Consider the following 22,255-nt stretch of genomic DNA (forward strand, 5'->3'; position numbering starts at 1 on the left):
CAAGGGCTGTGCCTATCAGTGCTGACGCGATGCATTCACGCGTGCTTGACGTTTTGCCCAGGATTTCGCGCACCAGATCGGGGCTTTGAGCCGGATGATGTGCGCGCTGGCGCACGCTAACGGTGCGGGCTAACTACTTACCGCTCGACGCCTTCCCAGAGGTACAAGAATGGCCGCCAACACTCAGTCAAAAGGAATGTGTATGGCTATTCGATTATCACGCCAGGAACGCGCTGCCGGTGCCGGGAGGGGAGCGTCGCGCTTGCCGCCGTTAAGCCCGGCGTTTGTGCATGAGGCCGACGCCGCCTACTGGGCCCATCGGAAAATCGGCGACCGCCGTGACCGCGAGTACGGCGGCGTCATCCTGAAAAACCCCGCCGGTAAATACTTCGCCACCGATCCGGTGCCAGGGGATGGCATGCAGTTCGATCTGCTCAACGTTCTGGGCATCAGCGCCCAAGGTTATTACCAGCAACCCAGGGGCTACACCTGCGTCGCCAGTTACCATTCGCACCCGGCCCAGCACGCGTTGATCCGCGAGCGCAATCCGTCGTTCGACGAGCGAATGGCCAAGGCGTTTCTCGGTTTTTTTTCCAGTTCGGATTTCAGCCACGATGTGGATGATCGCGAATTCTTTCCGGCGGCGTATCTATCGGGGCCGGACGGCTCACTGATTCGCTACGCGCCCAGCGGTTCGTCCCCGGAGCGCAGCTTCGCACTGTGGCTGCGGGCGGGAAAACCGGCCGGCAGTCGGGTGGGGGTGTATGGGCCCTTCAATGAGTTTGTGAAAAAGGTCTCCACGCTGGGCGAGCTGAGCCTGATTGTGCCTACTGCACTGTGGGGCGGTTCTTTCGGTAAGGTGCCGGCGAACTGGGTGGTGTTCGAACCCTTCAGTTCCTCCACGTTGACCGAGTTGCCCTTGTTTACCGCCGTCTTCGATCAAGCTACCAAGGCCATTCGCTCGGCCCTCGCCGGCGGTGGTGCTGGCGGCGTGTTGCTCAAGGCTCGCGACAAGGAGGCCTATATCGCCACTGTCGGTAGGACCCTCGACCCTCACCAGCCTTTCTTGCGGCAACTGTTCCCCAGTCGCGAGGGCAAGTTCGCATTGCCCGCCGATTATGGGGTAGCGGGTTTCTACCTGGGGCCAACGCCACCGGCGACCGTGCTCCCCGTCCAGGAGCCAGAGCTCTACCAGGCATTCTTCGCGCCACGGGCGCTGGCGCTCGGCATCTACCAGGCGCACACGCTGGAGACGGTGGATCAGGCCTTGGGCGTGTCGATTTATTACCGTACCCAGGGGCGAGCGTTGCTCAAATACCGCTGCTCCCTGACCAGTGCCGAAGCGGCACTGTTCAAGGTTGAGGCGGATGGCTCTGTCGTGGATGACGGTTTGGACGCCGCGCTGTTGAGCGGCCAGATGAGCCCGCGCGACTTTGTACGGCGGGTGGCGAGCACCGGGCAACTGAGCGTGGAGCAGACCAGCGCATTGTGGAGTGTGGCCGGTGTCGTCGATGAGAACTGGGTGCCGGACAAGACCGTTACACAGCCCACATCTACCACCACGCCGGGCTCCGGCGGCACATCGGTGACGCTGCCCGCATTGAGCCCGGCCTTTATTCATGCCGATGACGCAGCGTTGTGGGCGCACCGGCGTATTGGTGCACGGCGTGATCGTGAGTACGGCGGTGTTATTCTGCGCAACCTGCAAGGGTATTTTTTTGCCACAGAGCCGGTCAGTGGTCAGGGGCTTGAGTTTGACATCCGCGACGTCCTCAGCACCCGCGAGGATGGCAGTTTCTTGCCGATTGCTGGTTACCGCCGCGCCGGGCTTTATCATTCCCATCCGGCGGATTACGAACAGGTTGCCAGTGCCAACCCGAAGATGTCCGAGCATCAGGTGAAGGCCTATCTGAATTTCTTTTCTCCATGGGATGCCGCTGGGGATATCACCTATCAGCACAACTTTGCATTGTCTTACTTGTCGGGTCCCGATGATTCTCTGGTGCGCTATCGCCCCAGTGGGTCGTTCGCTGAGGCGCAATACGCCAAGTGGATTTTGGGCAAGGTCAGCGAGGCAGCGTGGGGGACGGATGGTTCGATAGAAGGTCACGTTAAAAAAATGCTCGCGGTGGGTGAGTTGAGCTTTGTCACCAGCAACCCGTTGTGGGGCGGCTCTCGGGGGGTGGTTCCGCAGAGCTGGCAGCCCTATCAGGCGTTCGCTGCGCCAGCGCCGGGTTTGTTGCCGCTGTTGTCCCACGTCTGCGCCACGGTCAGCGATGCCATTCAAGCGGGCGTGGCGCTCGGCAGCGGCGCCAAGACGTCCTGGCGCCTTGGGCTGGTGCTCAAGCGCGATGGCAAGGATGAATTCGTCGCGACCCAGGCCCACCTCCTCGACGAGCCACGCTTTTATGTGAGCCACCTGTTATCGACGGATGCGGACGGCAATTACCTGTTGCCGGACGAGCACCACATTGTTGGTTTTTACTGCGACCCTCCTGCCGAACACGGCCGCGTGGCGGTGAACCAACCCTGGTTGTACCGCAGCTTTTTTCCGCCGTTGGGTTTGGGAAGCGCGGCACAGCAGGCTGGTCTTATCGCTAACCTGCAGGTGCCGGATCAGCCGCTTGGGCTCTTTCAGCAAACCGCAGATGGGGCGCTGTTGCGCTACCGATTTAACTTCTCGCCCGCAGAAATCGAACTCCTCGGTAGCAGCCCTGAGGCCGATAACGCGCTGCTCACAGGCAGCCTCACACCCCAGGACTATGTCCGGCAGGTCGCGGCCGTCGGTGAGCTGACCGTGCTCGCCACCAACCGCATGTGGGACCGCGCGGGTGTGGTCACCGCAGCGTGGCGACCGTTTGCCGGTGTCCCGGAGGTGAAGGTGGGGCCGGCCTTCATTCAGCCCGATGACGCTGCGCGCTGGGCACACAACCAGATCGGCACACGGCGTGACAAAGAGTATGGCGGGCTCATTCTCAAACGCGGCAACCGCTACTTCGCCACGCATCCGGCCAGCGGTGAGCAGGTGCTGTTCGATTTCAGCACGATCCTGGCAGTGGACGATGAGGGCAACTTTATCGCGCCCCATCCCTACGAGTGCCATGCGCTCTACCATTCCCATCCCGCCGACGAAGGCTCGATAAGACAATTCAACCCCGGTTTCACCGTGGATCAGGTTGAGCTGTTCAACAGTTTTTATTCCAACGCCGACCAGGTGTTTGTCATCACCCATCGTAACTTTGCGCGCGTGCATTACCTGTCTGGGACGGTCAACTCGCTGCTCAAATATGTGAGCAGCGGCTCGGCCGAGGAGACAAGCCTCAAGGCTCAACTGACAGGCACCGAGCCGGTCGTGCCATTCTCCGCGTTCGAAGGTGCTGTCTGGCGGTTGGCAAAAGCCGGTGAGTTACACGTGCTGGTGCCCTCGCCCGTGTGGGGCGGTGTACGCGGCAAGGTGCCTCTGGATTGGACCTTGCGCAGTCCAGTGAGCAGCGACGGGGTTGCGCAGGCACAACCGTTCTTCACCCCGATCGTCAGTACCGCGCAAGCGGCGGTGTTGGTGGCCTTGAGCTTTTCGGCGGGTTTGCCCCGGACCGGCTATCAGGGGGTTGTCCTCAAGCACCTGACGGCTTCGACCTATGTCGCCACCGAACCCACGGCCCTGGGCGCTGCGTTGACCGGGCTGTTCCCGGTACGCAACAACGGCCAGCCCCGGCTGCCCTCCAATCATCGCGTGGTGGGCTTCTATTATTCCCCGGCGCCTTTGGCCGACACGCCGTTACCCGCCACGGAACCCTGGCTGTACAAGCGTTTCGTCAGCCCTCAACTGCTGGTCACGGCGATGAATCAGGCGGCCGCCACGAAGAGCCTGCAGATTGCCGAGATGGGCTTGAAGCTGTTTTTGCACACCGACGACGGGGCGCTGTTGCAATGGCAAGCGCCCGAAGCCAAGGCGGCCACTGAACTGTTCAATGTGGCCATTGACGGCACGGTGACGGATAACGGTAACCAGGCAGCGTTGATGGACGGTTCGTTGTCTCCCCGGGCGTTTGTGCGTCGTGTTATTCGTGCGGGCGAGCTGACGGTACGCCAGACAGGCCAGCTTTGGACCGAGCGAGGGGTGGTGTATGACAGTGAAGTCCTGCCATTGGGTACGGCCAAGCGTGATCGCGTCGATGCAACCTTCCTGAGTGCCGACGATGCCGCGCGGCACGCCCACGAGCGCATCGGCATACGGCGTGATGCGGGGTATGGCGGCTACATCCTGCGGCGTCCCGACCAGCGCTTCACGTTCACCGAACCGGTACGTTTCCAGGGCAATGGCTTTGCCGCAGACTTGCTGCTGTCATCGTCCGACAATGGGTTAGTCGTACCGCCCGCCGAGCATGTCATTTGTGGGCGCTACAGTTCCCATCCACCGCTGTCCCAAGCTGACCTGGAACGTTGGCGCCGTCTGGGTTGGACACTGACCGATCTTGAGATCACCGTCACGATGTTCGCCGATCAGGAAATCCGTTCGGTGATCCAGTCCGGGCTTCCGGCGTACTTGAGCGGAACGCCCAACAACCTGATCTGTTACATCCCCAGCGGCTCACAAAAGGAAGCGTTGGTACTGGCCAATACCCGTCAAACGCCGGGGGTTGATAGCTACCGTCTTCGCCTGGAACGCGGTGCGCTCAAGCCGCAAGATATCGTGATCCGCCTGGCGGACGCAGGCGAACTGCGGGTGCTCAGCCATACACGGTTGTGGGGGCCGCGCCTGCGAGTCTATGACGACTGGACGCCAAATTTCGAATACGCCCAGGTAGCCCCGCAAACGCCGTCGTTGAGCGCCATTTTCACCACCCTGGACGCTGCGGCGATCAATGCCCATAAGCGCGGCCATGGGCGCAGCCTGGAGGCTCAGGGGTATACGGCTTACTTGCTCAAGCACCCGCAAAAAAATGAATACGTGGTCAGCGAGCTGGCGCCGCAGGCGTCTGAGGGGCGGTTAAGTAACGCATCGCTTGGCGCGCCTTATCTTGAGGGAGGGGATTTCGCTCATGGTTTCGTGGTGGCCGGGATGCTCTATTCCCAGCAATGGTTGCCCAGCGGCGTGAGTTCTTCTGAAGCCTGGCTGACCCGCTTTTTCGCGACTCCGCAATTGCTGCAACGGGCCGAGAAAGATGCCCGTCATTTGCCGGGCGCGGATACCGGCGACGTGTTACCGGTTTATCTGTCGACGCTTGAAGGCGCGCTATTGCGCTATCAGCCGGCCAAGACCTCGCTGTTCAGTGGCGGCGAGAATGGCGGCGAAGTCAGCGTGCAGGGGATGAGCCTGCGCAGCGGCACTTTGGATATTCGCCGCTATGTGACGTTGATGGCGCAAACCGGTGATTTGACGGTGCTGTACTCCAGTCAATGCTGGGACCGCCGGGGCACGGTGAGCAAGGAATCTTCGCGCTGGCGACCCTACGCCCACTTTATCCGCCGCCGTCTGGGGCCAGTGTTCAACGAGCAGGATGACGCGGCGCGGTATGCCCATTCTCGCATTCAGGCTGTCAATGGAAGGCGGCTGTTCGGCGGCCTGATTCTCAAGCGTCCTGACGGTCTGTTCGTTGCCACTGAACCGGTCAGCGTGCCCCGTGAAGACTTCGAGCACACCTGGATTTTCCCTGATGAGATGGTAGCGGTTGGCGGCTTTCCCGCGGCCCATACCCTGGTGGCGCGCTACCGTTCAAGCCCGGGGCGCGAACTGCCGTTTACCCTGGATGCCACGCAACGTGACATCTACCGCAATATGCTCTCGACCCGGGTGATCAGTGCTGTGCTGACCACTGCCCATGCCACCCTGAGCCGTGAGTACCTGTTCGGCGCCGACGGCAGCATCATCAGTTACAGCCGCAGCAACTCGTTGCTGGAAGCGACGTTGAAAGACGATTTGGCGCCCCTGAATCTGGTGCGGGAGGACCGCCTGGAGAACACGCTTGAGCAACAGATCCGCGCAGGAGAGCTCACGCCAGAAGCGTTTGTCCAGCGCTTGAGCAAGGCGGGGCGCTTGCGCGTTGTGGAAGGCAGCGAGGTTTGGGGGCCGCCGCGTTTACTTCAGGGGTTTGTTCCCAAAGCGTTTCGCTTGCCTGGGGCTCAGATCGAAAACGCCCTGGCGGATCCTGCCTTCAGTCCGGTGTTTGCCCAAGAGCGGGCGGCTGTGCGTTATGCCCATGAACGCTGTCAGTACGGGCCCGCGTTGCAGTTCGGCTACGTGTTCAAGGACGCGCGCAAAGAGCAGTACATGGTGACGATGCCGCTGGTGCGTAGCAGTTATTGGAAGTTCGAGCAGGTGTTTCCAAGCGGCCTGCTGCCCCAGGGTTATGTCCTGGAAGGTATCTATCTATGTGCGGCCCTTGAAACACTGACACCGGGGCACGACCCCCATGGGCAAATGATTCATTCGCCCATGGTCATCGACAATGGCATTCGCTTCGCCCGCCATGGTGTGAAGGGCAAGCAGCTATCGTTGTACCTGTCCTGCCCGGAGGGGGCGTTGCTCAGGTATCAATACCTGCAAACGGACGAGGCGCTGGACGATCGCAGCCATTTCCCGACGCTTCGCCAGCAACTGCACGAGGGCAAGATCACGCTGCTTGACTATGTGCATGAGCTGGCTGGACTCGGCAACCTTGATGTCCTGGTCGAGGGATCGGTCTGGGCGGGTACGCGACGAATCACGCCCGGCTGGCAGCCGGGAACGGGAGAAGGATTCTTCGATTACCCGATGGGTTGCGGTCCGTTGTTTTCCCATCCAGACGATGCCGCCCGCTACGTTCAACGTCGGCTGTCGGCAATCCAGGGCCATAACTATGTCGCCGCGGTCCTGGCCAACCCGAACGACTCATCGTTCATCACCACCTTGCCGCTGTGGCCGGGACTGGATGCGACGCGCCTGTTCCGCCTGTTTTACACCGGGCCTTCGGGGCCTGTGCAGCCGATGTCGCCGCCAGCGAGCGGGCCGGTACCTTACCCGGATTTTCCGGACTTGTACCGGGTGGTGGGTGCGCAGTTGGCCTACCGGGACACGGCGCCCGTCGAGAGTGCGGCGTCCGAGGATGATTCGCTGAACAGCAACTTTATCGAACCGACATTCCTGGCTTATTTCATCCGCGTTCTCAAGGCTCAGTCACGCTCTACGACGAACTTTTACCTGATGACTCGGGGGGGCGCGCTGTTGAAATACGTGTTGGGGCTTTCATCCCCGGAAAATGAGCTGATGACGTCTGCGGCCAGTCTCACGCCTGTTGAGTTTTTCAGGCGATTGGCTGGAGTCGGTCAACTGTCGGTACTCGATCGGGATGGCTACTGGCATAACGAGGGGCTGATTTCCGAGGTGCTAAAGGACCGTCGCAAAGAGGTGGGAAACAACGAACCCTTGGTCGACGAACCGCTTCAACTGCGTGACCGTGATGAGCTGTAACGCAGTACTCAGCACTTGTGCATCAGGCCGCTGGCAAGGTACTGGGTGATCGGTCGTTTGTTTTGCTTGGAGGGTTGCTCGCCGCGATGAGCGGCGAGCAACGATGACGCAGAACGTGTGATGAGCTAGCGCTTATCCGCTGCGGGACAAGGGGCGAGCAAGGCTACAGAAGGCCTTTGTCTTGGGTCCTCGCCGGGTTCATGCAGAACCTGGGGCGGACTCACGCGGCCCAAAAAAACGCGACAGCACCAGACGATCCAAGGCCCATACGACGATCAGCGAAGTGCCCACCAGCGGGAAAATGATCGCCAGCCCAAGCATGATCACCATCGCGGTTTTCCACTTCGGCAGGTCGTGGCGCAACGGCGGCACCCCCAGGCCGCCCTGGGGCCTGCGCTTCCACCAAATCACCACGCCACTGACGGCGCTCAGCAAAATCATCAGGCAGATCACCAGCACGATCAGTTGGTTGACCCAGCCGAACATCTTGCCTTCGTGCAGCATCACGCCGGTCTCGGTGGTCCGCGCTACCCAGTTGTAGTGCTCCCAGCGCACATCGGCGAGGACTTTGCCGGTGTATTGGTCCACATGCAGAGTGGCGTCGTTGCGCGGGTCGTTGGCGAACACCGCGACGGTGAACACGCCGGTGGCGGTGGTGGGGAAGGTGATGCTGTAGCCTGGCTCGACCTTGCGTGCGGAGGCCAAATCCACCACCTGTTGCAGGCGGATGGTCGGCGCGGCCGGGCCTGCGTGCATGGCGCCGTGGTTCATGTGTTCGGCGTGGTCGCCGGACATGGGCATCGGCGTATTTTCCATGGCCCAGGGCACGGTCTGTTGGGTCGCAGTGTTGAGCACTCGCGCCTGCTGGTCGGACTGCGGCACGTTGTTCCACATCGCCGCTGGGAAGGTATTCCACAGCCCCGCGTACTGCTTGCCCCAGAAGCCTGTCCACGTCATGCCGCTGAGCAGCATCACCAGCAAAAATGCCGCGCCCCAGAACCCGGCGACCGCATGCAGGTCGCGCCAGAACACCCGGCCGCGACTGCCCAGGCGTGGCCACAGCACCCCCGCTGAAGACTTGCCACGCGGCCACCACAGATACACACCGGACACGACCAACATCACGCCCCACCCGGCGGCGAGTTCTATGAGGCGGTCGCCGGTGGTGCCGATCATCAGTTCACCGTGCAGCGCACGAGCGATGGCTTGCAGGTTGTAGGTTGCGTCCTGCTCACCGAGTACGGTGCCGCGATAAGGGTCGACGAACACCGTCACTTCGCGACCCTCGTTGTGCATCACAAACTGCGCGCTGCTGGTGGCGTCGGCCGGCGGCAGGTATTTGCTGATCGCGCCTTTGGGGTAAGCGCGTTGGGCGCGCATCAATTGTTCGTCGGCGCTCAAGGCGTGTTCGGCTGCGGGTACGGTCAGCAGGTTGCCGTACATCAGCGGGTCGAGTTGGGGTTTGAACAGGTAGATGATGCCGGTCACGGCCAGCAGCACCATGAAGGGGGCGACAAAGAGGCCAGCGTAGAAATGCCAGCGCCAGGCCAGGTTGTAGAAAGAGATTTTTTGAGTCTTCATCAGGTAGTGCTCCGCAAGGCTATGGATCTTAGGTGTGGGGCTGCCAGGCAACCCCGCTGTCGGTAAGGCCGACTCCTACTGCGGTGCTTTAGAAACTCATGTCGACTTTAGTCCAGAGGGTTCGCCCCGGCTCCTTGATAGCTTGCGGGTCGTTGGCCGGGTAGCCGAAGCCGGCATTGCCCGCAAGGTTCAAATGCTCGGCGTAGGCCTTGCCGAACAGGTTGTCGACGCCGGTGCTGACCTTGACGTTTTTTGTGATGCGATAGGCGCCGTTCAGCGAGAACACGCCAAAGCCGCTGCTCTTGTCGTAGTCCTTGCCGACCACGTTGCCCTTGTTCTGATCGATACGGTTCTGCGCGGCGACCACTCGCCACAGCGCGCCCGCACTCCAGTCGTCTTCGCTGTAGGTCAGGCCCACGCGTGCATCCAGGGGCGGCATTTGTGGCAGGGCCTTGCCGTCGCTGCTGTTCTTGCCCCAGGCGTAGGCGAGGGTCGCGTCGGCTTTCCAATGACGGGTCAGCTTGTACGCCGCGCCCACTTCACCGCCCATGATGCGAGCATCGACGTTGCGGGCCTGGGAGGTGGTGCCCATCATGCCCGGCCGGTAGTCGAACAGGATGAAGTCACGCACTTGCCCGATGTAGCCAGAAGCCCAGGCTTCAAGGTCGTCTGCTTTGTATTGCGCGCCGAAGTCGAGTTGGGTGGTCTTCTCCGGTTTCACGCCGTCGAAGGCATTCACCGAACCGACCGCGCCGGTGTTGGGAGAGAATAACTCCCAGTAATCCGGGAAGCGTTGCGAGTGGCCCAGGCCGGCGTAGAGGGTGGTGGGGCTGTCGGCCAGGTCGTGCTCGTAGCGCACAAAGCCCGAGGGCAGGGTATCGGCGCGGGTGTCGTCGGCGGTCGGGTTGGCGCGTGCACTCATCCCGGAGCCGGTGGTTTGCCGGAAGTCCTTGGCCGAGGCGCGGTCCAGACGTGCGCCGGTGATCAGTCGATCGCGGTCGGCGGCGTACCAGGTCAGTTCGCCGAACACGCCGTAGTTGTGGAAGTTGGCGTCCTTGACCTTGGGCAACTCTTTGTAGGTGTCGATGCCCATGCTGCTGCGTTGGCGGTGTTCATTGGTCTGCGCTTCCAGGCCGCCGATCAACTGCAGATCGGCCCAGCGCCAAGTGGCCTTGATCCGCGCACCGAGGGTTCGACGGTCAACGTTGGAGGCCATCGGCCCGGCCATCATCCCGGTGCCCGACGGCGTGCGCAGGCTGTAGTTGTCCATCACATGGTCGGCGTAGTTGTAGTAGACCTGCGCCTCGACCTTATCCAGCACCTCACCGATATTGGACTTCTCGAAACGCAGCCCGAGGCTTTCGCGCAGGAACTGTGAACCGTCCATGCCGCGTCCGGCGTAGCGCGCCTCGCCGTCGCCACGGCCGGCGGTGAGTTCTAGCAGGGTGTCGGCGTCGGGGGTGAAACCCACGGCCACGTCGCCGTTCCACTTGTCGTAGCGCGAAGCAACGGTGTCGTGGTTGCCGTCTTTGTAATCGTCGGCATGGGCCTGGTTGCCGATCACCCGCACATAGCCCAGAGGCCCACCGGCAGCGGCATCGATGACCTTGTCGAAACGCCCATTGGAGCCTGCCAGCACACTCGCGTTGAGCCGTGTGCCCAATGCGCCGAAGTGCTCGGGCTCGCGGTCGAACAAGATGGTACCGGCCGAGGCGCCTGGCCCCCAGAGTACGGTTTGCGGGCCTTTGATCACCGTGAGGGTGTCGTAGGTTTCCGGGGAAATATACGACGTGGGTGCGTCCATGCGGCCTGGGCAGGCGCCGAGCATCATGCTGCCGTTGGTGAGGATATTCAGGCGCGAGCCGAACATGCCACGCAGCACCGGGTCGCCATTGGTGCCGCCATTGCGCACCAGGGCGAAGCCGGGGATGGTCTTGAGGTAGTCGCCACCATCGCTGGCGGGCACCGGTTGGCGCGGGTCTTTCGGGTTCGTGACTACGGTCAGGGGGGAGCTGGGCGCAATCGCGGTGATCACAGTGGGGCTCAGTTCATGTTCATGCTCTTCGGCATGGGCCTGAGGCGTCAGCAGGGCGCCGCATAAAACAGCGAGCACAGGGGTACATCCCAAACGGGTGTCAGCAGAAAACCTGGACATGACAAATTCCATCAATCAATCGTAAACAACACGGCCAGCAGCCTGCGGCTGTCTGTCTAAAGTCGGCCGGGGTGAAGTAACGGTGCTTAGGGTTTACGAGGCGATGGGCGGCGCACGGCTGCGGGCGCCGGGGAAGATGCTCTGCCGGGCATGACCCAGGCGCGTAGCGGGGGTGAGCGCATTGGCCGGCGGCGGGGTGTTGAGGGTGACGTAGGAGACGCTGCCGGGCAGGGCGGGGCAACTGAACAGCAGGTCGCAGTAACCGCACTTGGCCCAGAGCGCGTGATGTTCGTCGGGGGCTTTAGGGTGATGGAATTCGCCATGCTCGCCCGGCATGTCCATGGACATGCTCATTGGCATCGACATCGACACACCGGCGTGATGATCCATCGGCATCGCTTGGGAAATCAGCGGACCGATAAAGATCATCAGCATGGCAAACAGGCTGATCCAACTGCCGCGCTTCACGCGGTGGTGTGGAGAGAGCCTGGCGCGAGGGGCGCCCATCGAGTGTTGGCCTATTGAGCGTGCTTATGCTCGTGGCCGGCCATCGGCGGTACTTTCTGTACGGACACTTCCACCTCGACCTTGCCGGCTTTTTCAAAGGTCAGGATCAGGGGGAATTGCTTGCCATCGGCCAACAGGCTGCGGTCTTTGAGACCCAGCAGCATCACGTGATAGGCCATGGGCGCGAAGGTCAGGTCACCTTTGGCTGGCACGGTGACGCTCGGTACTTGTTGCATCTTCATCAAGTCACCCTGCATCACATGCTCATGCAACTCGGCCTTCTCGGCCACCGGCGTGGCGACGCCGACCAGGCGATCCGGCTCAGCACCGGTGTTGTGAATCACGAAATACGCAGCGACGGTGGGTGCATTGGGTGGCAATTCCTGGGACCAGGGATCGCTGACCAGCAAGTCGCCGGCTTTGTAGTCCTCGGCATTGGCGGCACTGAACACCGGCAGCAACAACGCGGCCAGAAGCAGGGAAGATTTGAGCATGGCAGTTCTCCAGAACGGTTCTAAACGCAGTTCACTTGCGAAGACAATCAGACCGTTGGAGACGCGCGGGGGTTGAGGCTCGGCCATTGCTGGCGCGGGGTGGGTTGCTGGGGCGAAGACGACGGCAGATTCTGGAACGCATCGAACCGCGTGACATACAACTGGGGCACATGCCCTGGCAAGGCCACCAACGGCGCCGAACCTGAGCAACACCAGCAATGCTGCATGGTGGAGTGATCATCCTGCTGCGGCGCCGGAATCTCCAGCTTGCCCAGGGCGATGGTCTTGAGACTCGCACCATTGGAAGAACAGAAACTGCCCCAGAGCAATTGCTTGACCGGGTCATCCGCCTGCTGCATCGCACTGGCCATCGGCATGGCAAACGCATTGAACAGCACTGCAAGGCAGGCGATCCAGGCAATTGCAAAGCGTTGACGGGCCATGGCGGACAATCCGTAGGGTTAAACGATCAGGCGGGTATTTAGCCTGATCGGGGGGGATAAGTAAAAAGCGGTGGTGTGGTTTGGTGTCGCAGTGCTATCAGATCGCTGTGGCGTGAAGCTTGAGGCCCAAAGCCTTCATGACTTTCATGATAGTCGCGAACTCGGGATTGCCATTGCTGGAGAGGGCTTTGTACAAACTTTCTCTTCCGAGGCCGGCGTCGCGGGCTACCTGAGTCATGCCTTGGGCGCGGGCGATATCGTTGAGAGCGGTACGAATCAATAGACCATCACCAGCATCATCCTCAAAGCAGGTCTCTAAATATGCAGCCATCTCCAGAGGGGTTTTCAGATATTTTGCCGCATCGAAGCGGGTAAAGGACTCGCTCATAATTTATTCCTCGCTACCAAAATTTATTGCGATTTGCTTTGCACGTTTGATGTCTCTGCTCTGTGTTGATTTGTCACCGCCGATTAGTAACAGATAAACCACCTCGTCTCGGCGGGTGAAGTAAACGCGATACCCTGGGCCGTAATGGATCCGCATTTCAAACACGCTATCCCCCACTGACTCGCAGTCACCAAAATTTCCGGCTTCAGCCATTCGCACTCTCTTGATCACGCGAACTTTTACGAACGGGTCCCGAACTGCTTCCAACCATTTGACAAACTCAGTGGTTTCATTGAACTCAATTGTCACGGATCGTATTCCTCAGGATACAAAATGGCAAGCTGTGACACGTTGTCGAAACGGCGTGCCCCCTCGCGGGGAGTTAACCCAAAACCGCGAGGGTGGAGGTTAGGGCGGGGGCTTTTGGCTGAGCCAGCCAGCTGGTTCGGAAGTGTTTGTAGGGGGAATCGACTTTTTGGAGGGAGGCCAAATAGCTAGTCGTTTGGCTGGTTATTCGTACAAGCAGAAATTTCCGACAGGGATTTGAGGTTGTCCCTAGGACACTCGGTCTCTAGTCTTCGCGCACCGCTGCAAACGCAGCGGACGGGCGTCGCGGCCCGGATTTCTTCAGACGCAAAAGCGTCATTGTCTCCTTTCAGTTGGCGCTTTTTTATCGTCTACTGTGCGGCGCTATGGCGGCTGTGCGTGGGATACCTTCGGGTATGCCGGTGTTCTGGAGAATCGGTCCGCGAACCTGCGTACAGCTGCCACCCCCATCGCGTCGCGGCGATCAATGGCAGCTCCTTTTACTTCTCCGGAGCTTCACAAATGATCAAGCCCACCCCAAATCCCCCCGTCCGGCTCTTCACCGTGGCCGATGGCATCAGCACCGAAGACCTGTTGGTCAACCTCAGCGAAACACTCGCCTCGGCTAACGCGCTGAGTTGTGACTTGGCGTTTGATCTGGAAGGTCGAAAACGAGAGGAGTTGCTGGGCGTTGCGCAGTTGATTGAGCTGGCGCAGTTGTTGGCTGATCGTGTACGCAGCGGCGTTGGGCAGGTGTCCGCCGCAAGCAGCTAACAAAGCAGTTCAAAATGTGGGAGGGGGCTTGCTCCCGATGGCGGTGTGTCAGTCACTGATTTATTGGCAGATCTACTGCAATCGGGAGCAAGCCCCCTCCCACATTTGAACTTCGGTGTTCAAGGCGAGTGGATTGCCTGCAGTACCGCCGCCACCGTTGGGAACTCCCGGTCCACCGCCGCCAATACCGGCCGCTTCAACACCAACACCGGCACTCCACGCTCGCGCGCCACTTCCAACTTCGGCTCGGTGGCTGTGCTGCCACTGTTCTTGCTGATCAGCACATCAGTCCCACGCCGTTCAAACAACACCCGCTCGTCTTCAATCAAAAACGGTCCACGGGCGCCGATCACTTCACACCGCTCATTGCCCGGATACACATCCAGCGCGCGCAGCGTCCAGAACTGGTCGGCGGGGATTTCATCAAGATGCTGCAACGGCTCGCGGCCCAAAGTGAACAGCGGGCGCTTGAAGGGTTTCAACGCCGTAATCAACTCGGCCCAGTCACTCACCTCACGCCAATCGTCACCGGCCTGCGGTTGCCACGCCGGGCGACGTAATGCCCAGCACGGCACACAGCACACCTTTGCCGCCTCGGCGGCATTGCGGCTGATCTGCGCCGCATACGGATGGGTCGCGTCGAGGATCAGGCTGATCTGTTCGTCGCGAACAAATTGCGCCAATCCTTCGGCGCCGCCATAACCGCCGACACGCACTTGGCAGGTGAGATCCGTTGGCACACGGCCCACGCCCGCCAGGCTGTAGATATGCTCCGGGCCCAACGTGCGAGCGATGGCGAGCGCTTCGGTCACGCCACCCAACAGCAGAATCCGTTTCATCGCGGCTTGACCACTTCCAGCAAGGTGATCGGAAGCGCCTGCCGCCACGTATCGAATTCACCCAGCGGCTGGGCCTGAGCGACGTGGATGCGCGTCAGTTCGCCGCCATGTTGAGCGCGCCAGTTCATCAGGGTCATTTCACTTTGCAGGGTCACGGCGTTGGCGACGAGCCGACCGCCGGGGCGCAGGTGTTGCCAGCAGGTGTCGAGCACGCGGTCGCGGGTGACACCGCCGCCGATGAAGATGGCGTCCGGTGCCTCCAGACCATGCAAGGCGTCCGGCGCTTTGCCGCGAATCAGTTGCAGACCCGGCACGCCGAGGGCGTCGCGGTTGTGTTCTATCAGGCCCTGGCGGCCTGCGTCGGCTTCAATCGCCAATGCGCGGCAGCTCGGGTGAGCGCGCATCCATTCGATACCGATGGAGCCGCTGCCCGCGCCCACGTCCCACAGCAGTTCGCCGGGCATCGGGGCGAGGCGGGCGAGGGTCATGGCGCGCACATCGCGTTTGGTCAGTTGGCCGTCGTGGTGGAAGGCGGAATCGGGCAGGCCAGCGATGCGCGACAGGCGCGGTGTGTCGCTGCAGGCCAGGCAGTCGATGGCGATCAGGTTCAAATCAGCGACGCGCGCGTGTTGCCAATCATCAGCCAAGCCATCGATGCGCCGCTCGTCGACACCGCCCAGGTGTTCAAACACGCTCAACCGGCTGGGCCCAAACCCGGACTCAGCCAGCAACGAAGCAATCAACGCAGGACTGCTGCCGTCATTGCTCAACACCAGCAACCGCACCCCCGTGGCCAGATGCGCATTGATCGCCGCCAACGGTCGGGCCACCACGGATAACGTCACCACTTCCTGCAACGGCCAGCCCAGCCGCGCTGCCGCCAACGACACCGACGACGGCGCCGGTAAAATCAGCAGTTCTTCAGCCGCGACCTGCCGCGCCAGACTGGCCCCCACGCCATAGAACATCGGATCGCCGCTGGCCAGCACACACACAGGCGTACCGCGCTGCGTCAGCACCGGCTCAAGGGAAAACGGGCTCGGCCACACTTGGCGCTCGCCGCGAATACACACCGGCAACAGGTCCAACTGGCGCTGAGCACCTATAATCCGCGTGGCGCGCAGCAGGGCATGCCGGGCATTTCTGCCCAGGCCCTTGAAGCCGTCTTCACCGATGCCTACAACCGTCAGCCAGGGCGACATATCCATTCCTTGAGCGACATCCGACGGGCAGGCTTTTCATGCCGCCGGACAAAGCAGGCATAATACCGCGCCTTTACCTGTGAACCGGTAGCCCCGTGAACCCAACGCCCGCTCTGAATACCTTGCGCCCCTCGGCTTGTCCGGGGTTGCTGCGTATCGTCCAGGCCTTGGATGGCGGTATCTGCCGGATCAAATTGGCCGGTGGTTCGATCACCTCAGCCCAAGCCGACGCTGTGGCCGATGCCGCCCAGGCCTATGCCGGCGGGGTGATCGAGGCGACCAACCGCGCCAATCTGCAAATACGCGGGATCGGCGCCGAGCAGGATGCGCTGATTGCCACGCTGCTGGCCGCAGGCCTCGGCCCGAGCAACGCCGCCGGTGACGATGTGCGCAATCTGATGCTCAGCCCCAGCGCCGGCATCGACCCGCAGATGCTGTTCGACACCCGCCCGCTGGCCGAGCAGATCCTCGCCACCCTGCAAAACCACCCGCGTTTCCATGAGTTGTCGGCCAAGTTCGCCGTGCAGTTGGATGGCGGTGAGGATCTGGCGATGCTCGAACATCATCACGATCTGTGGCTGTCGGCGTTCCTACGCGATGGCGAGACGCTGCTCGCGTTCGGTCTGGCCGGCTGTCCGGGCCTGGATGCGCCATTGGCAGCTGTGCCATTGGATCAGGGCCACGCGCTGGTGGTGGCCGTGCTGGAAGCCTTTCTCGACCTGGCCACCCCAGAACAAACACGCATGCGCCATTTGCCTGTGGATAACTTACTGAGCCATCTGCGCCTGCCGCTGCTGCCGATCGATGGCTTCAAACGCCCGCCCAGTGGCGCTTTACTGCACCTTGGCACTTATCCACAGCCTCAAAAAAATCAGTTCTATGTCGCTGCCATCGCCCCCTTGGGTCGCCTGGATTCGACGATGCTCAAGGGCGCCGCACAACTCGCCCGCGACTATGGCGACGGCACCTTGCGCTTCACCCCCTGGCAAGGCGTGCTGTTGCCCAACGTCGAAAAACCTCACGCCGTGACCGAGCGCTTGGCGCAGTTGGGCTTTCTTTGCACCATCGACCAACCGCTGGCGCGCCTGACCGCCTGCACCGGTTCCAGCGGCTGCGCCAAGGCCCTGGCCGATACCAAGGCCGATGCCCTGCAACTGGCTGCGCAGCAACTCGACCATGACGTGCACCTGACCGGCTGCCCGCGCTCCTGCGCCGCCGCGCACACTGCGCCGGTCACCTTGCTGGCGGTGAGCCCCGGCCACTACGACCTCTATTTTCGCGATGCAGCCCACCCAGGTTTCGGCCGGCTGCACGCGCGCACTCTTTCCATTGAAGCGGCGAGCGCCCTGTTGCGCGCTCGTCCACGGAGCAACATCGATGATTGATTACATCCGCGACGGTCAGGAGATCTATCGCAACTCCTTCGCCATTATTCGCGCGGAAGCCAAGTTGGACCGTATCCCGGCTGATTTGGAAAAACTCGCGGTGCGGGTGATTCATGCCTGCGGCATGGTCGACGCCATCGACGGCCTGCAATTCTCCGAAGGCGCCGGCAAGGCCGGGCGCGATGCGCTGGCCGCTGGCGCACCGATTCTGTGTGATGCGCGGATGGTCTCCGAAGGCGTGACCCGCGCGCGCCTGCCGGCCAACAACGAGGTGATCTGCACCCTACGCGATGACAGCGTGCCGCAGCTGGCGCGCGAGCTGGGCAACACCCGTTCCGCCGCTGCCCTGGAGCTGTGGCGCCCGCACCTGGAAGGCAGCGTGGTGGTGATCGGCAACGCGCCGACCGCGTTGTTCTACCTGCTGGAAATGCTCGACGCCGGCGCACCGAAACCGGCGTTGATCCTCGGTTTCCCCGTGGGCTTTGTCGGTGCTGCCGAATCCAAGGCGATGCTGGCCGCTGACAGCCGTGGTGTGCCGTTCGTGATCATGCAAGGCCGCCTGGGCGGCAGCGCCATGGCCGCTGCGGCGGTCAATGCACTCGCCACGGAGGTCGAATAATGCAGGCACGCGGACGTTTGATCGGCCTGGGCGTCGGCCCCGGCGACCCGGAGCTGATCACCCTCAAGGCCCTGCGACTGCTGCGTGAATCGCCAGTGGTGGCGTACTTCGTCGCCAAGGGCAAGAAGGGCAACGCGTTCGGCATCATCGAGGACCACTTGGTGCCGCAACAGACCCTGATGCCGCTGGTGTATCCGGTGACCACCGAGGCACTGCCGGCGCCGCTGTCCTACGAGCAAGTGATCAGCGACTTCTACGACACCGCCAGCATCGACGTGGCCGCGCACCTGGACGCCGGCCGCGATGTGGCGGTGATCTGCGAAGGCGATCCGTTCTTCTACGGCTCCTACATGTACCTGCACGACCGTTTGGCCGAGCGCTACGAAGCGCAGGTCATTCCGGGGGTGTGCTCGATGCTCGGTGGCGCGTCCGTGCTGGGCGCGCCGTTGGTGTACCGCAACCAGAGCCTGTCGGTGCTCTCGGGTGTGCTGCCCCATGAAGACCTCAAGCGCCGCCTGGCGGATGCCGACGCGGCGGTGATCATGAAACTGGGCCGCAACTTCCCCAAGGTGCGCCAAGTGTTGGAAGAACTCGGCCTGGCCGAGCGCGCGTTGTATGTGGAGCGCGCCACCATGGCCAACCAGAAAATCGTGCCACTGGATCAGGTTGACCCGTCGTCCTCACCGTACTTCTCGCTGATCATCGTGCCCGGTGAACGGTGGCAAGGGTGATGAATCCGGCAATTGTCATCCTCGGCCAGGGCAGCCTGGCGACCGCGCGCAAGATCCAGCAGGTGTACCCCGGCGCAGTGATCCACGGCTTGGCCGGACGGGTTGAAGGTGCGGACCAGGCTTACAGCGAATTCGGCGCCACCTTGCGTCAGTTGTATCAGCAAGGCACGCCGCTGATTGCCCTGTGCGCCGCCGGTATCGTGATCCGCACCCTGGCGCCGCTACTGCTGGAAAAAGGCGAAGAACCTGCCGTGCTGACCGTGGCGGAAGATGGCAGCGCCGTGGTGCCGTTGCTCGGTGGCCTGGGCGGTGTGAACGTAATGGCGCGGGACATCGCGGCCGCACTCAACGTGGCGGCTGCGATCACCACCAGTGGTGAGCTGCGTTTCGGCACTTGTTTGCTCAACCCACCTGCGGGTTATGAACTGGCGGATCTGGAGCTGGGCAAGCGCTTCGTGTCCGACCTGCTGGCCGGCGAACGCGTGCGTATCGAAGGCGCGGCGCCGTGGCTGGATCAAGCGAATTTGCCGCAAGACCAGCAAGCGCGTTTGGCGATTCACGTGGGCACTGCCGAGCGCGTGCCGGCGGCCAATGAATTGCTGATCTATCCGAAGATGGTATCTGTCACCTGCAAGCCGGGTGCGGATTTGGCTGCGCGAGTGCGAGGGGCTTTGCATGATGCCGGCATCGCCGTGCAATCCCTGGCGTGCCTGCTGGCCAGCGACACGCAGATGGCCGAGGCGTCGCTGCATGAAGCCGCATCGGCATTGGGAGTGCCGTTGCGTTTCACCAGGGTTATCCAGGATGCCGACATCGTGATTGACGTTGCCGAGCAGCCGTTAGACCTGTCGCGCGTTGGCCGCCCGCGTGGCCGCCTTGCCGTGATCGGCCTGGGCCCCGGCGCCGCCGAATTGATGGTGCCGGCGGTGAAAGCCGAACTGGCACGTTGCACCGATGTGCTGGGCTATGAAACTTACGTGCGCATGGCCGGGCCATTTCGCGCCGATCAGGTTCAGCACTGCACCGACAATCGCGAAGAAATGCAGCGCGCGCGCCATGCCTTCGAGCTGGCCGCCCAAGGGCGTTCGGTGGTGGTGGTGTCGTCCGGTGACCCTGGCGTGTTCGCCATGGCGGCGGCGGTGATCGAGGCGTTGCACGAGTCCAGCGATCCGGCCTGGCATCAGGTCGACCTGGAGATCCTGCCCGGTGTCTCGGCCTCTCTGGCCACCGCAGCTCAGGCGGGTGCGCCGTTGGGCCATGATTTCTGCGTCATGTCGCTGTCGGACAACCTCAAGCCGTGGTCGATTATCGAGAAGCGCCTGGATCTGGCTTCCCAGGCCGACCTGGCCCTGGCGTTCTATAACCCGATCTCGCGGTCACGCCCGTGGCAGTTGGGCCGCGCCCTGGAAATCGTCGCGCTGCACCGTACGCCGCAAACACCGGTGGTGCTGGGCCGCGATATCGGCCGGCCGGGCCAGACATTGCGTGTCACCACCCTTGGGCAACTCACGCCTGACCAAGTGGACATGCGCACCATGGTGCTGATCGGCTCGTCCACCACCTGCACATTCCCCCGTGCCGGTGGTGGTGAGTGGGTATATACGCCTCGCTGGTACGGCGAAAAACCCGTCTCCTGAAACGGCCTGTTGGCTGCTGGAAAGCTCCGAATGACGCAGTGATTGTCCTGCTGTTGTTCGGGGCTTTTTCTTTTTTACACGAGGAAAAACCGAGCGCTCACGGGGCCACCGCGTGATTGCTGGGGTGGGTTGGTTGGCGTGTCTGGCCAAGGGATGTTTGTCGTATGGAAAGGCCATCGCCCCCTGGACTAGTGTTCAAGCAAGCCCCATGTGGGGTGCTTGTGGAGAACTGAAATGGAGCGACAACACAAAAGGATCAACAGTACGAAAAGGCGCAAGTTGATCGCCGCCTACAAACTGCCGGGTGCGCCGGGCAAGCAGCCGTCCCTGGCGATCAATGCCGAGGATGATTGCAACGCTGCCGTGGTGAACAACAGCGTCATGTCGTTTGCCGAGGGGCTGTCCGGCCTGAGCCGGGAATACATCCGCAAAAGCTATTTGTTGGCCAGCAGCTATGTCAGCGATGTATTGAAGATTCACCGAGGTACCGAGGCCTGGTACGACGAATTTATCAAGGTGATGATCAGCCTGGGTTGGCTGCCGATGCGCAGCCGTTTCGAGCGGGTCTCACATTCGGGCAAGGGCTTGTCGGTGCAGTTGGCGGCCCTGAATATCATCGCCACGATGCTGGCATCGATGTCGGTTTCGGGACCATTGATCACGGCGCTGCCTAAACTGGCGGCCGATGCGTTGGAGGCCATGAAGCAACAACCGGCGTCCTTTGAGCTGTTCAAACGCAACAGTACGGTGCACCAGGGCGGTGATTTCGGCCTGGCGTCCTGCGTAGAAGCGGACGGCGAATTGACAATGGTGCTGGTGACTTACAGCACTCAAAGCGTGAGTAAGCAGGTGGGGTTGCCGTTCCTTGAATGGGACAGCTCCTCGGTCGAGGCCTTCAGCGGGCAAACCTGCCTGGTGCTGAATACCTCGGTGGTCAACGAAAAAACCATCCAATTGATGCGCGAGAGTGCGGGCGACAAAGTGCAGTTGGCAATTGCCAAGTACCGGATTTAGGGCACCAGATAACCACGCACGCCGGTAAAGATAATTTGCGCGGCGAGGGCGCACACGAACAACCCCATCAACCGGCTGACAATCTGCAAGCCCTGGTCACCGAGAATGCGTTCAATACGGTTGGACAGGTACAGCACCACGCCAACGGTGAAGCTGGCCAGGGCGATGCTGAGGATGGCAGTGATCTTGTCATCCCAATGGGGCTGGCTGACGCCCATCACCAGCAACGCACCTATAGTGCCGGGGCCGACGGTGAGGGGAATGGTCAGCGGCACGATGGTCACGTCCTGCTGCACGTTATCGGTCTGCACCGCTGACTTGCCTTGGGCCATGCCCAGGGCCGAAATAAACAACACACTGCCGGCGCCGATGCGAAACGCATCCACGGTGATGCCGAACACACTGAAAATCACCCGGCCGAACAGATAGAGCAATACGCTCGACACCAGGGTCGCCAGCGCCACTTTCCAGGCCAGGCGTCGGCGTTCTTTGCTGGAGTAGCCACGGGTCAGGCTGATAAAGCAGGACAGCACGAAGAACGGGCTGTAGAGCACCAGCATTTTCAGGTAGACGCTGAATAACACGTGGAGCATGGGGAGTGGCTCGCGGCAGGAAAAGTGGGGGAGAGTCTATCAGGCGATAGGCTTCAAATGTGGGAGGGGGCTTGCTCCCGATGGCGGTGTAACAGTCAGATTACCTGTCACTGAACCACCGCCATCGGGGGCAAGCC

Annotated in this window: 17 protein-coding genes; 7 read left to right on the forward strand and 10 right to left on the reverse strand. The window is 61.7% G+C overall.

The genetic code is table 11. From position 1 onward, the window contains the following. The first annotated feature begins 202 nt into the window (after positions 1-202). The gene (locus AOA61_RS15445; protein ID WP_158234806.1) at positions 203-7,450 is read left to right on the forward strand and encodes a DUF4329 domain-containing protein; all 7,248 of its coding nucleotides are present in this window, start codon (positions 203-205) and stop codon (positions 7,448-7,450) included. A gap of 198 nt (positions 7,451-7,648) precedes the next feature. Here AOA61_RS15445 and AOA61_RS15450 read toward each other — a convergent pair whose 3' ends face one another. The 7 genes from AOA61_RS15450 to AOA61_RS15480 all read right to left on the reverse strand — a co-directional run bounded on the left by AOA61_RS15450 (position 7,649) and on the right by AOA61_RS15480 (position 13,321). After that, positions 7,649-9,031: a PepSY domain-containing protein gene (locus tag AOA61_RS15450; protein WP_099602075.1), complete on the reverse strand. Its 1,383-nt coding sequence runs from the start codon at positions 9,029-9,031 to the stop codon at positions 7,649-7,651. 88 nt (positions 9,032-9,119) lie between these two features. Next, entirely contained in the window at positions 9,120-11,186 is a 2,067-nt protein-coding gene (locus AOA61_RS15455; protein ID WP_099602076.1) for a TonB-dependent copper receptor, read from the reverse strand. Positions 11,187-11,279: 93 nt separating this feature from the next. After that, the gene (locus tag AOA61_RS15460; protein WP_099602077.1) at positions 11,280-11,693 is read right to left on the reverse strand and encodes a DUF2946 domain-containing protein; all 414 of its coding nucleotides are present in this window, start codon (positions 11,691-11,693) and stop codon (positions 11,280-11,282) included. An 11-nt stretch (positions 11,694-11,704) separates the two neighbouring features. Beyond that, complete coding sequence (locus AOA61_RS15465) at positions 11,705-12,187, reverse strand: copper chaperone PCu(A)C (RefSeq protein WP_032890598.1); 483 nt, start codon at positions 12,185-12,187, stop codon at positions 11,705-11,707. Between the two features lie 47 nt (positions 12,188-12,234). After that, on the reverse strand, positions 12,235-12,630 hold the full coding sequence (locus tag AOA61_RS15470; protein WP_095186039.1) for a DUF2946 domain-containing protein: 396 nt from the start codon (positions 12,628-12,630) through the stop codon (positions 12,235-12,237). Positions 12,631-12,727: 97 nt separating this feature from the next. Beyond that, on the reverse strand, positions 12,728-13,018 hold the full coding sequence (locus AOA61_RS15475; RefSeq protein WP_032890601.1) for an addiction module antidote protein: 291 nt from the start codon (positions 13,016-13,018) through the stop codon (positions 12,728-12,730). A gap of 3 nt (positions 13,019-13,021) precedes the next feature. Continuing rightward, positions 13,022-13,321 (reverse strand): type II toxin-antitoxin system RelE/ParE family toxin, encoded by a 300-nt coding sequence (locus AOA61_RS15480; protein ID WP_032890654.1) that lies wholly within the window; start codon positions 13,319-13,321, stop codon positions 13,022-13,024. Positions 13,322-13,846: 525 nt separating this feature from the next. On the opposite strand from AOA61_RS15480, the gene AOA61_RS15485 reads away from it, so the two are divergent. After that, entirely contained in the window at positions 13,847-14,098 is a 252-nt protein-coding gene (locus AOA61_RS15485; protein WP_099602078.1) for a DUF6124 family protein, read from the forward strand. Positions 14,099-14,217: 119 nt separating this feature from the next. Here the strand turns inward: AOA61_RS15485 and AOA61_RS15490 are convergent, their stop codons facing one another. Beyond that, the gene (locus AOA61_RS15490; RefSeq protein ID WP_099602079.1) at positions 14,218-14,937 is read right to left on the reverse strand and encodes a cobalt-precorrin-6A reductase; all 720 of its coding nucleotides are present in this window, start codon (positions 14,935-14,937) and stop codon (positions 14,218-14,220) included. Next, positions 14,934-16,139, reverse strand: coding sequence for a precorrin-6y C5,15-methyltransferase (decarboxylating) subunit CbiE (gene cbiE / locus AOA61_RS15495; RefSeq protein ID WP_099602080.1), 1,206 nt, complete (start codon positions 16,137-16,139; stop codon positions 14,934-14,936). The genes AOA61_RS15490 and cbiE overlap by 4 nt, the downstream gene beginning before the upstream one ends. Before the next feature lie 95 nt (positions 16,140-16,234). Between cbiE and cobG the strand changes: the two genes are divergently transcribed. The 5 genes from cobG (at position 16,235) to AOA61_RS15520 (ending at position 21,525) form a co-directional block, all read left to right on the forward strand. Continuing rightward, positions 16,235-17,524, forward strand: coding sequence for a precorrin-3B synthase (gene cobG, locus AOA61_RS15500; protein WP_277422596.1), 1,290 nt, complete (start codon positions 16,235-16,237; stop codon positions 17,522-17,524). After that, on the forward strand, positions 17,517-18,143 hold the full coding sequence (locus AOA61_RS15505) for a precorrin-8X methylmutase (protein WP_032890608.1): 627 nt from the start codon (positions 17,517-17,519) through the stop codon (positions 18,141-18,143). The genes cobG and AOA61_RS15505 overlap by 8 nt, the downstream gene beginning before the upstream one ends. Next, complete coding sequence (locus AOA61_RS15510) at positions 18,143-18,874, forward strand: precorrin-2 C(20)-methyltransferase (RefSeq protein WP_032890609.1); 732 nt, start codon at positions 18,143-18,145, stop codon at positions 18,872-18,874. Before AOA61_RS15505 ends, AOA61_RS15510 begins: the two co-directional genes overlap by 1 nt. Next, a complete protein-coding gene (gene cobJ, locus AOA61_RS15515; RefSeq protein ID WP_099602082.1) occupies positions 18,874-20,511 on the forward strand; it encodes a precorrin-3B C(17)-methyltransferase in 1,638 nt (545 codons plus the stop codon). The genes AOA61_RS15510 and cobJ overlap by 1 nt, the downstream gene beginning before the upstream one ends. 234 nt (positions 20,512-20,745) lie before the next feature. Beyond that, entirely contained in the window at positions 20,746-21,525 is a 780-nt protein-coding gene (locus tag AOA61_RS15520) for a hypothetical protein (protein ID WP_099602083.1), read from the forward strand. Here the strand turns inward: AOA61_RS15520 and AOA61_RS15525 are convergent. Next, entirely contained in the window at positions 21,522-22,118 is a 597-nt protein-coding gene (locus AOA61_RS15525; protein WP_032890615.1) for a MarC family protein, read from the reverse strand. The genes AOA61_RS15520 and AOA61_RS15525 overlap by 4 nt on opposite strands. Positions 22,119-22,255 lie beyond the last annotated feature (137 nt).

This window comes from Pseudomonas sp. 2995-1, from assembly GCF_002742505.1.
Classification (GTDB): Bacteria; Pseudomonadota; Gammaproteobacteria; order Pseudomonadales; family Pseudomonadaceae; genus Aquipseudomonas; species Aquipseudomonas sivasensis.

Coding starts and splice junctions, on each gene's coding strand:
- AOA61_RS15525 (WP_032890615.1), bottom strand. CDS start 22,118: ATGCTCCACGTGTTATTCAGCGTCTACCTGAAAATGCTGGTGCTCTAC.
- AOA61_RS15475 (WP_032890601.1), bottom strand. CDS start 13,018: ATGAGCGAGTCCTTTACCCGCTTCGATGCGGCAAAATATCTGAAAACC.
- AOA61_RS15485 (WP_099602078.1), top strand. CDS start 13,847: ATGATCAAGCCCACCCCAAATCCCCCCGTCCGGCTCTTCACCGTGGCC.
- cbiE (WP_099602080.1), bottom strand. CDS start 16,139: ATGTCGCCCTGGCTGACGGTTGTAGGCATCGGTGAAGACGGCTTCAAG.
- AOA61_RS15510 (WP_032890609.1), top strand. CDS start 18,143: ATGCAGGCACGCGGACGTTTGATCGGCCTGGGCGTCGGCCCCGGCGAC.
- AOA61_RS15505 (WP_032890608.1), top strand. CDS start 17,517: ATGATTGATTACATCCGCGACGGTCAGGAGATCTATCGCAACTCCTTC.
- AOA61_RS15445 (WP_158234806.1), top strand. CDS start 203: ATGGCTATTCGATTATCACGCCAGGAACGCGCTGCCGGTGCCGGGAGG.
- AOA61_RS15450 (WP_099602075.1), bottom strand. CDS start 9,031: ATGAAGACTCAAAAAATCTCTTTCTACAACCTGGCCTGGCGCTGGCAT.
- AOA61_RS15470 (WP_095186039.1), bottom strand. CDS start 12,630: ATGGCCCGTCAACGCTTTGCAATTGCCTGGATCGCCTGCCTTGCAGTG.
- AOA61_RS15455 (WP_099602076.1), bottom strand. CDS start 11,186: ATGTCCAGGTTTTCTGCTGACACCCGTTTGGGATGTACCCCTGTGCTC.
- cobJ (WP_099602082.1), top strand. CDS start 18,874: ATGAATCCGGCAATTGTCATCCTCGGCCAGGGCAGCCTGGCGACCGCG.
- AOA61_RS15460 (WP_099602077.1), bottom strand. CDS start 11,693: ATGGGCGCCCCTCGCGCCAGGCTCTCTCCACACCACCGCGTGAAGCGC.
- AOA61_RS15490 (WP_099602079.1), bottom strand. CDS start 14,937: ATGAAACGGATTCTGCTGTTGGGTGGCGTGACCGAAGCGCTCGCCATC.
- AOA61_RS15520 (WP_099602083.1), top strand. CDS start 20,746: ATGGAGCGACAACACAAAAGGATCAACAGTACGAAAAGGCGCAAGTTG.
- AOA61_RS15465 (WP_032890598.1), bottom strand. CDS start 12,187: ATGCTCAAATCTTCCCTGCTTCTGGCCGCGTTGTTGCTGCCGGTGTTC.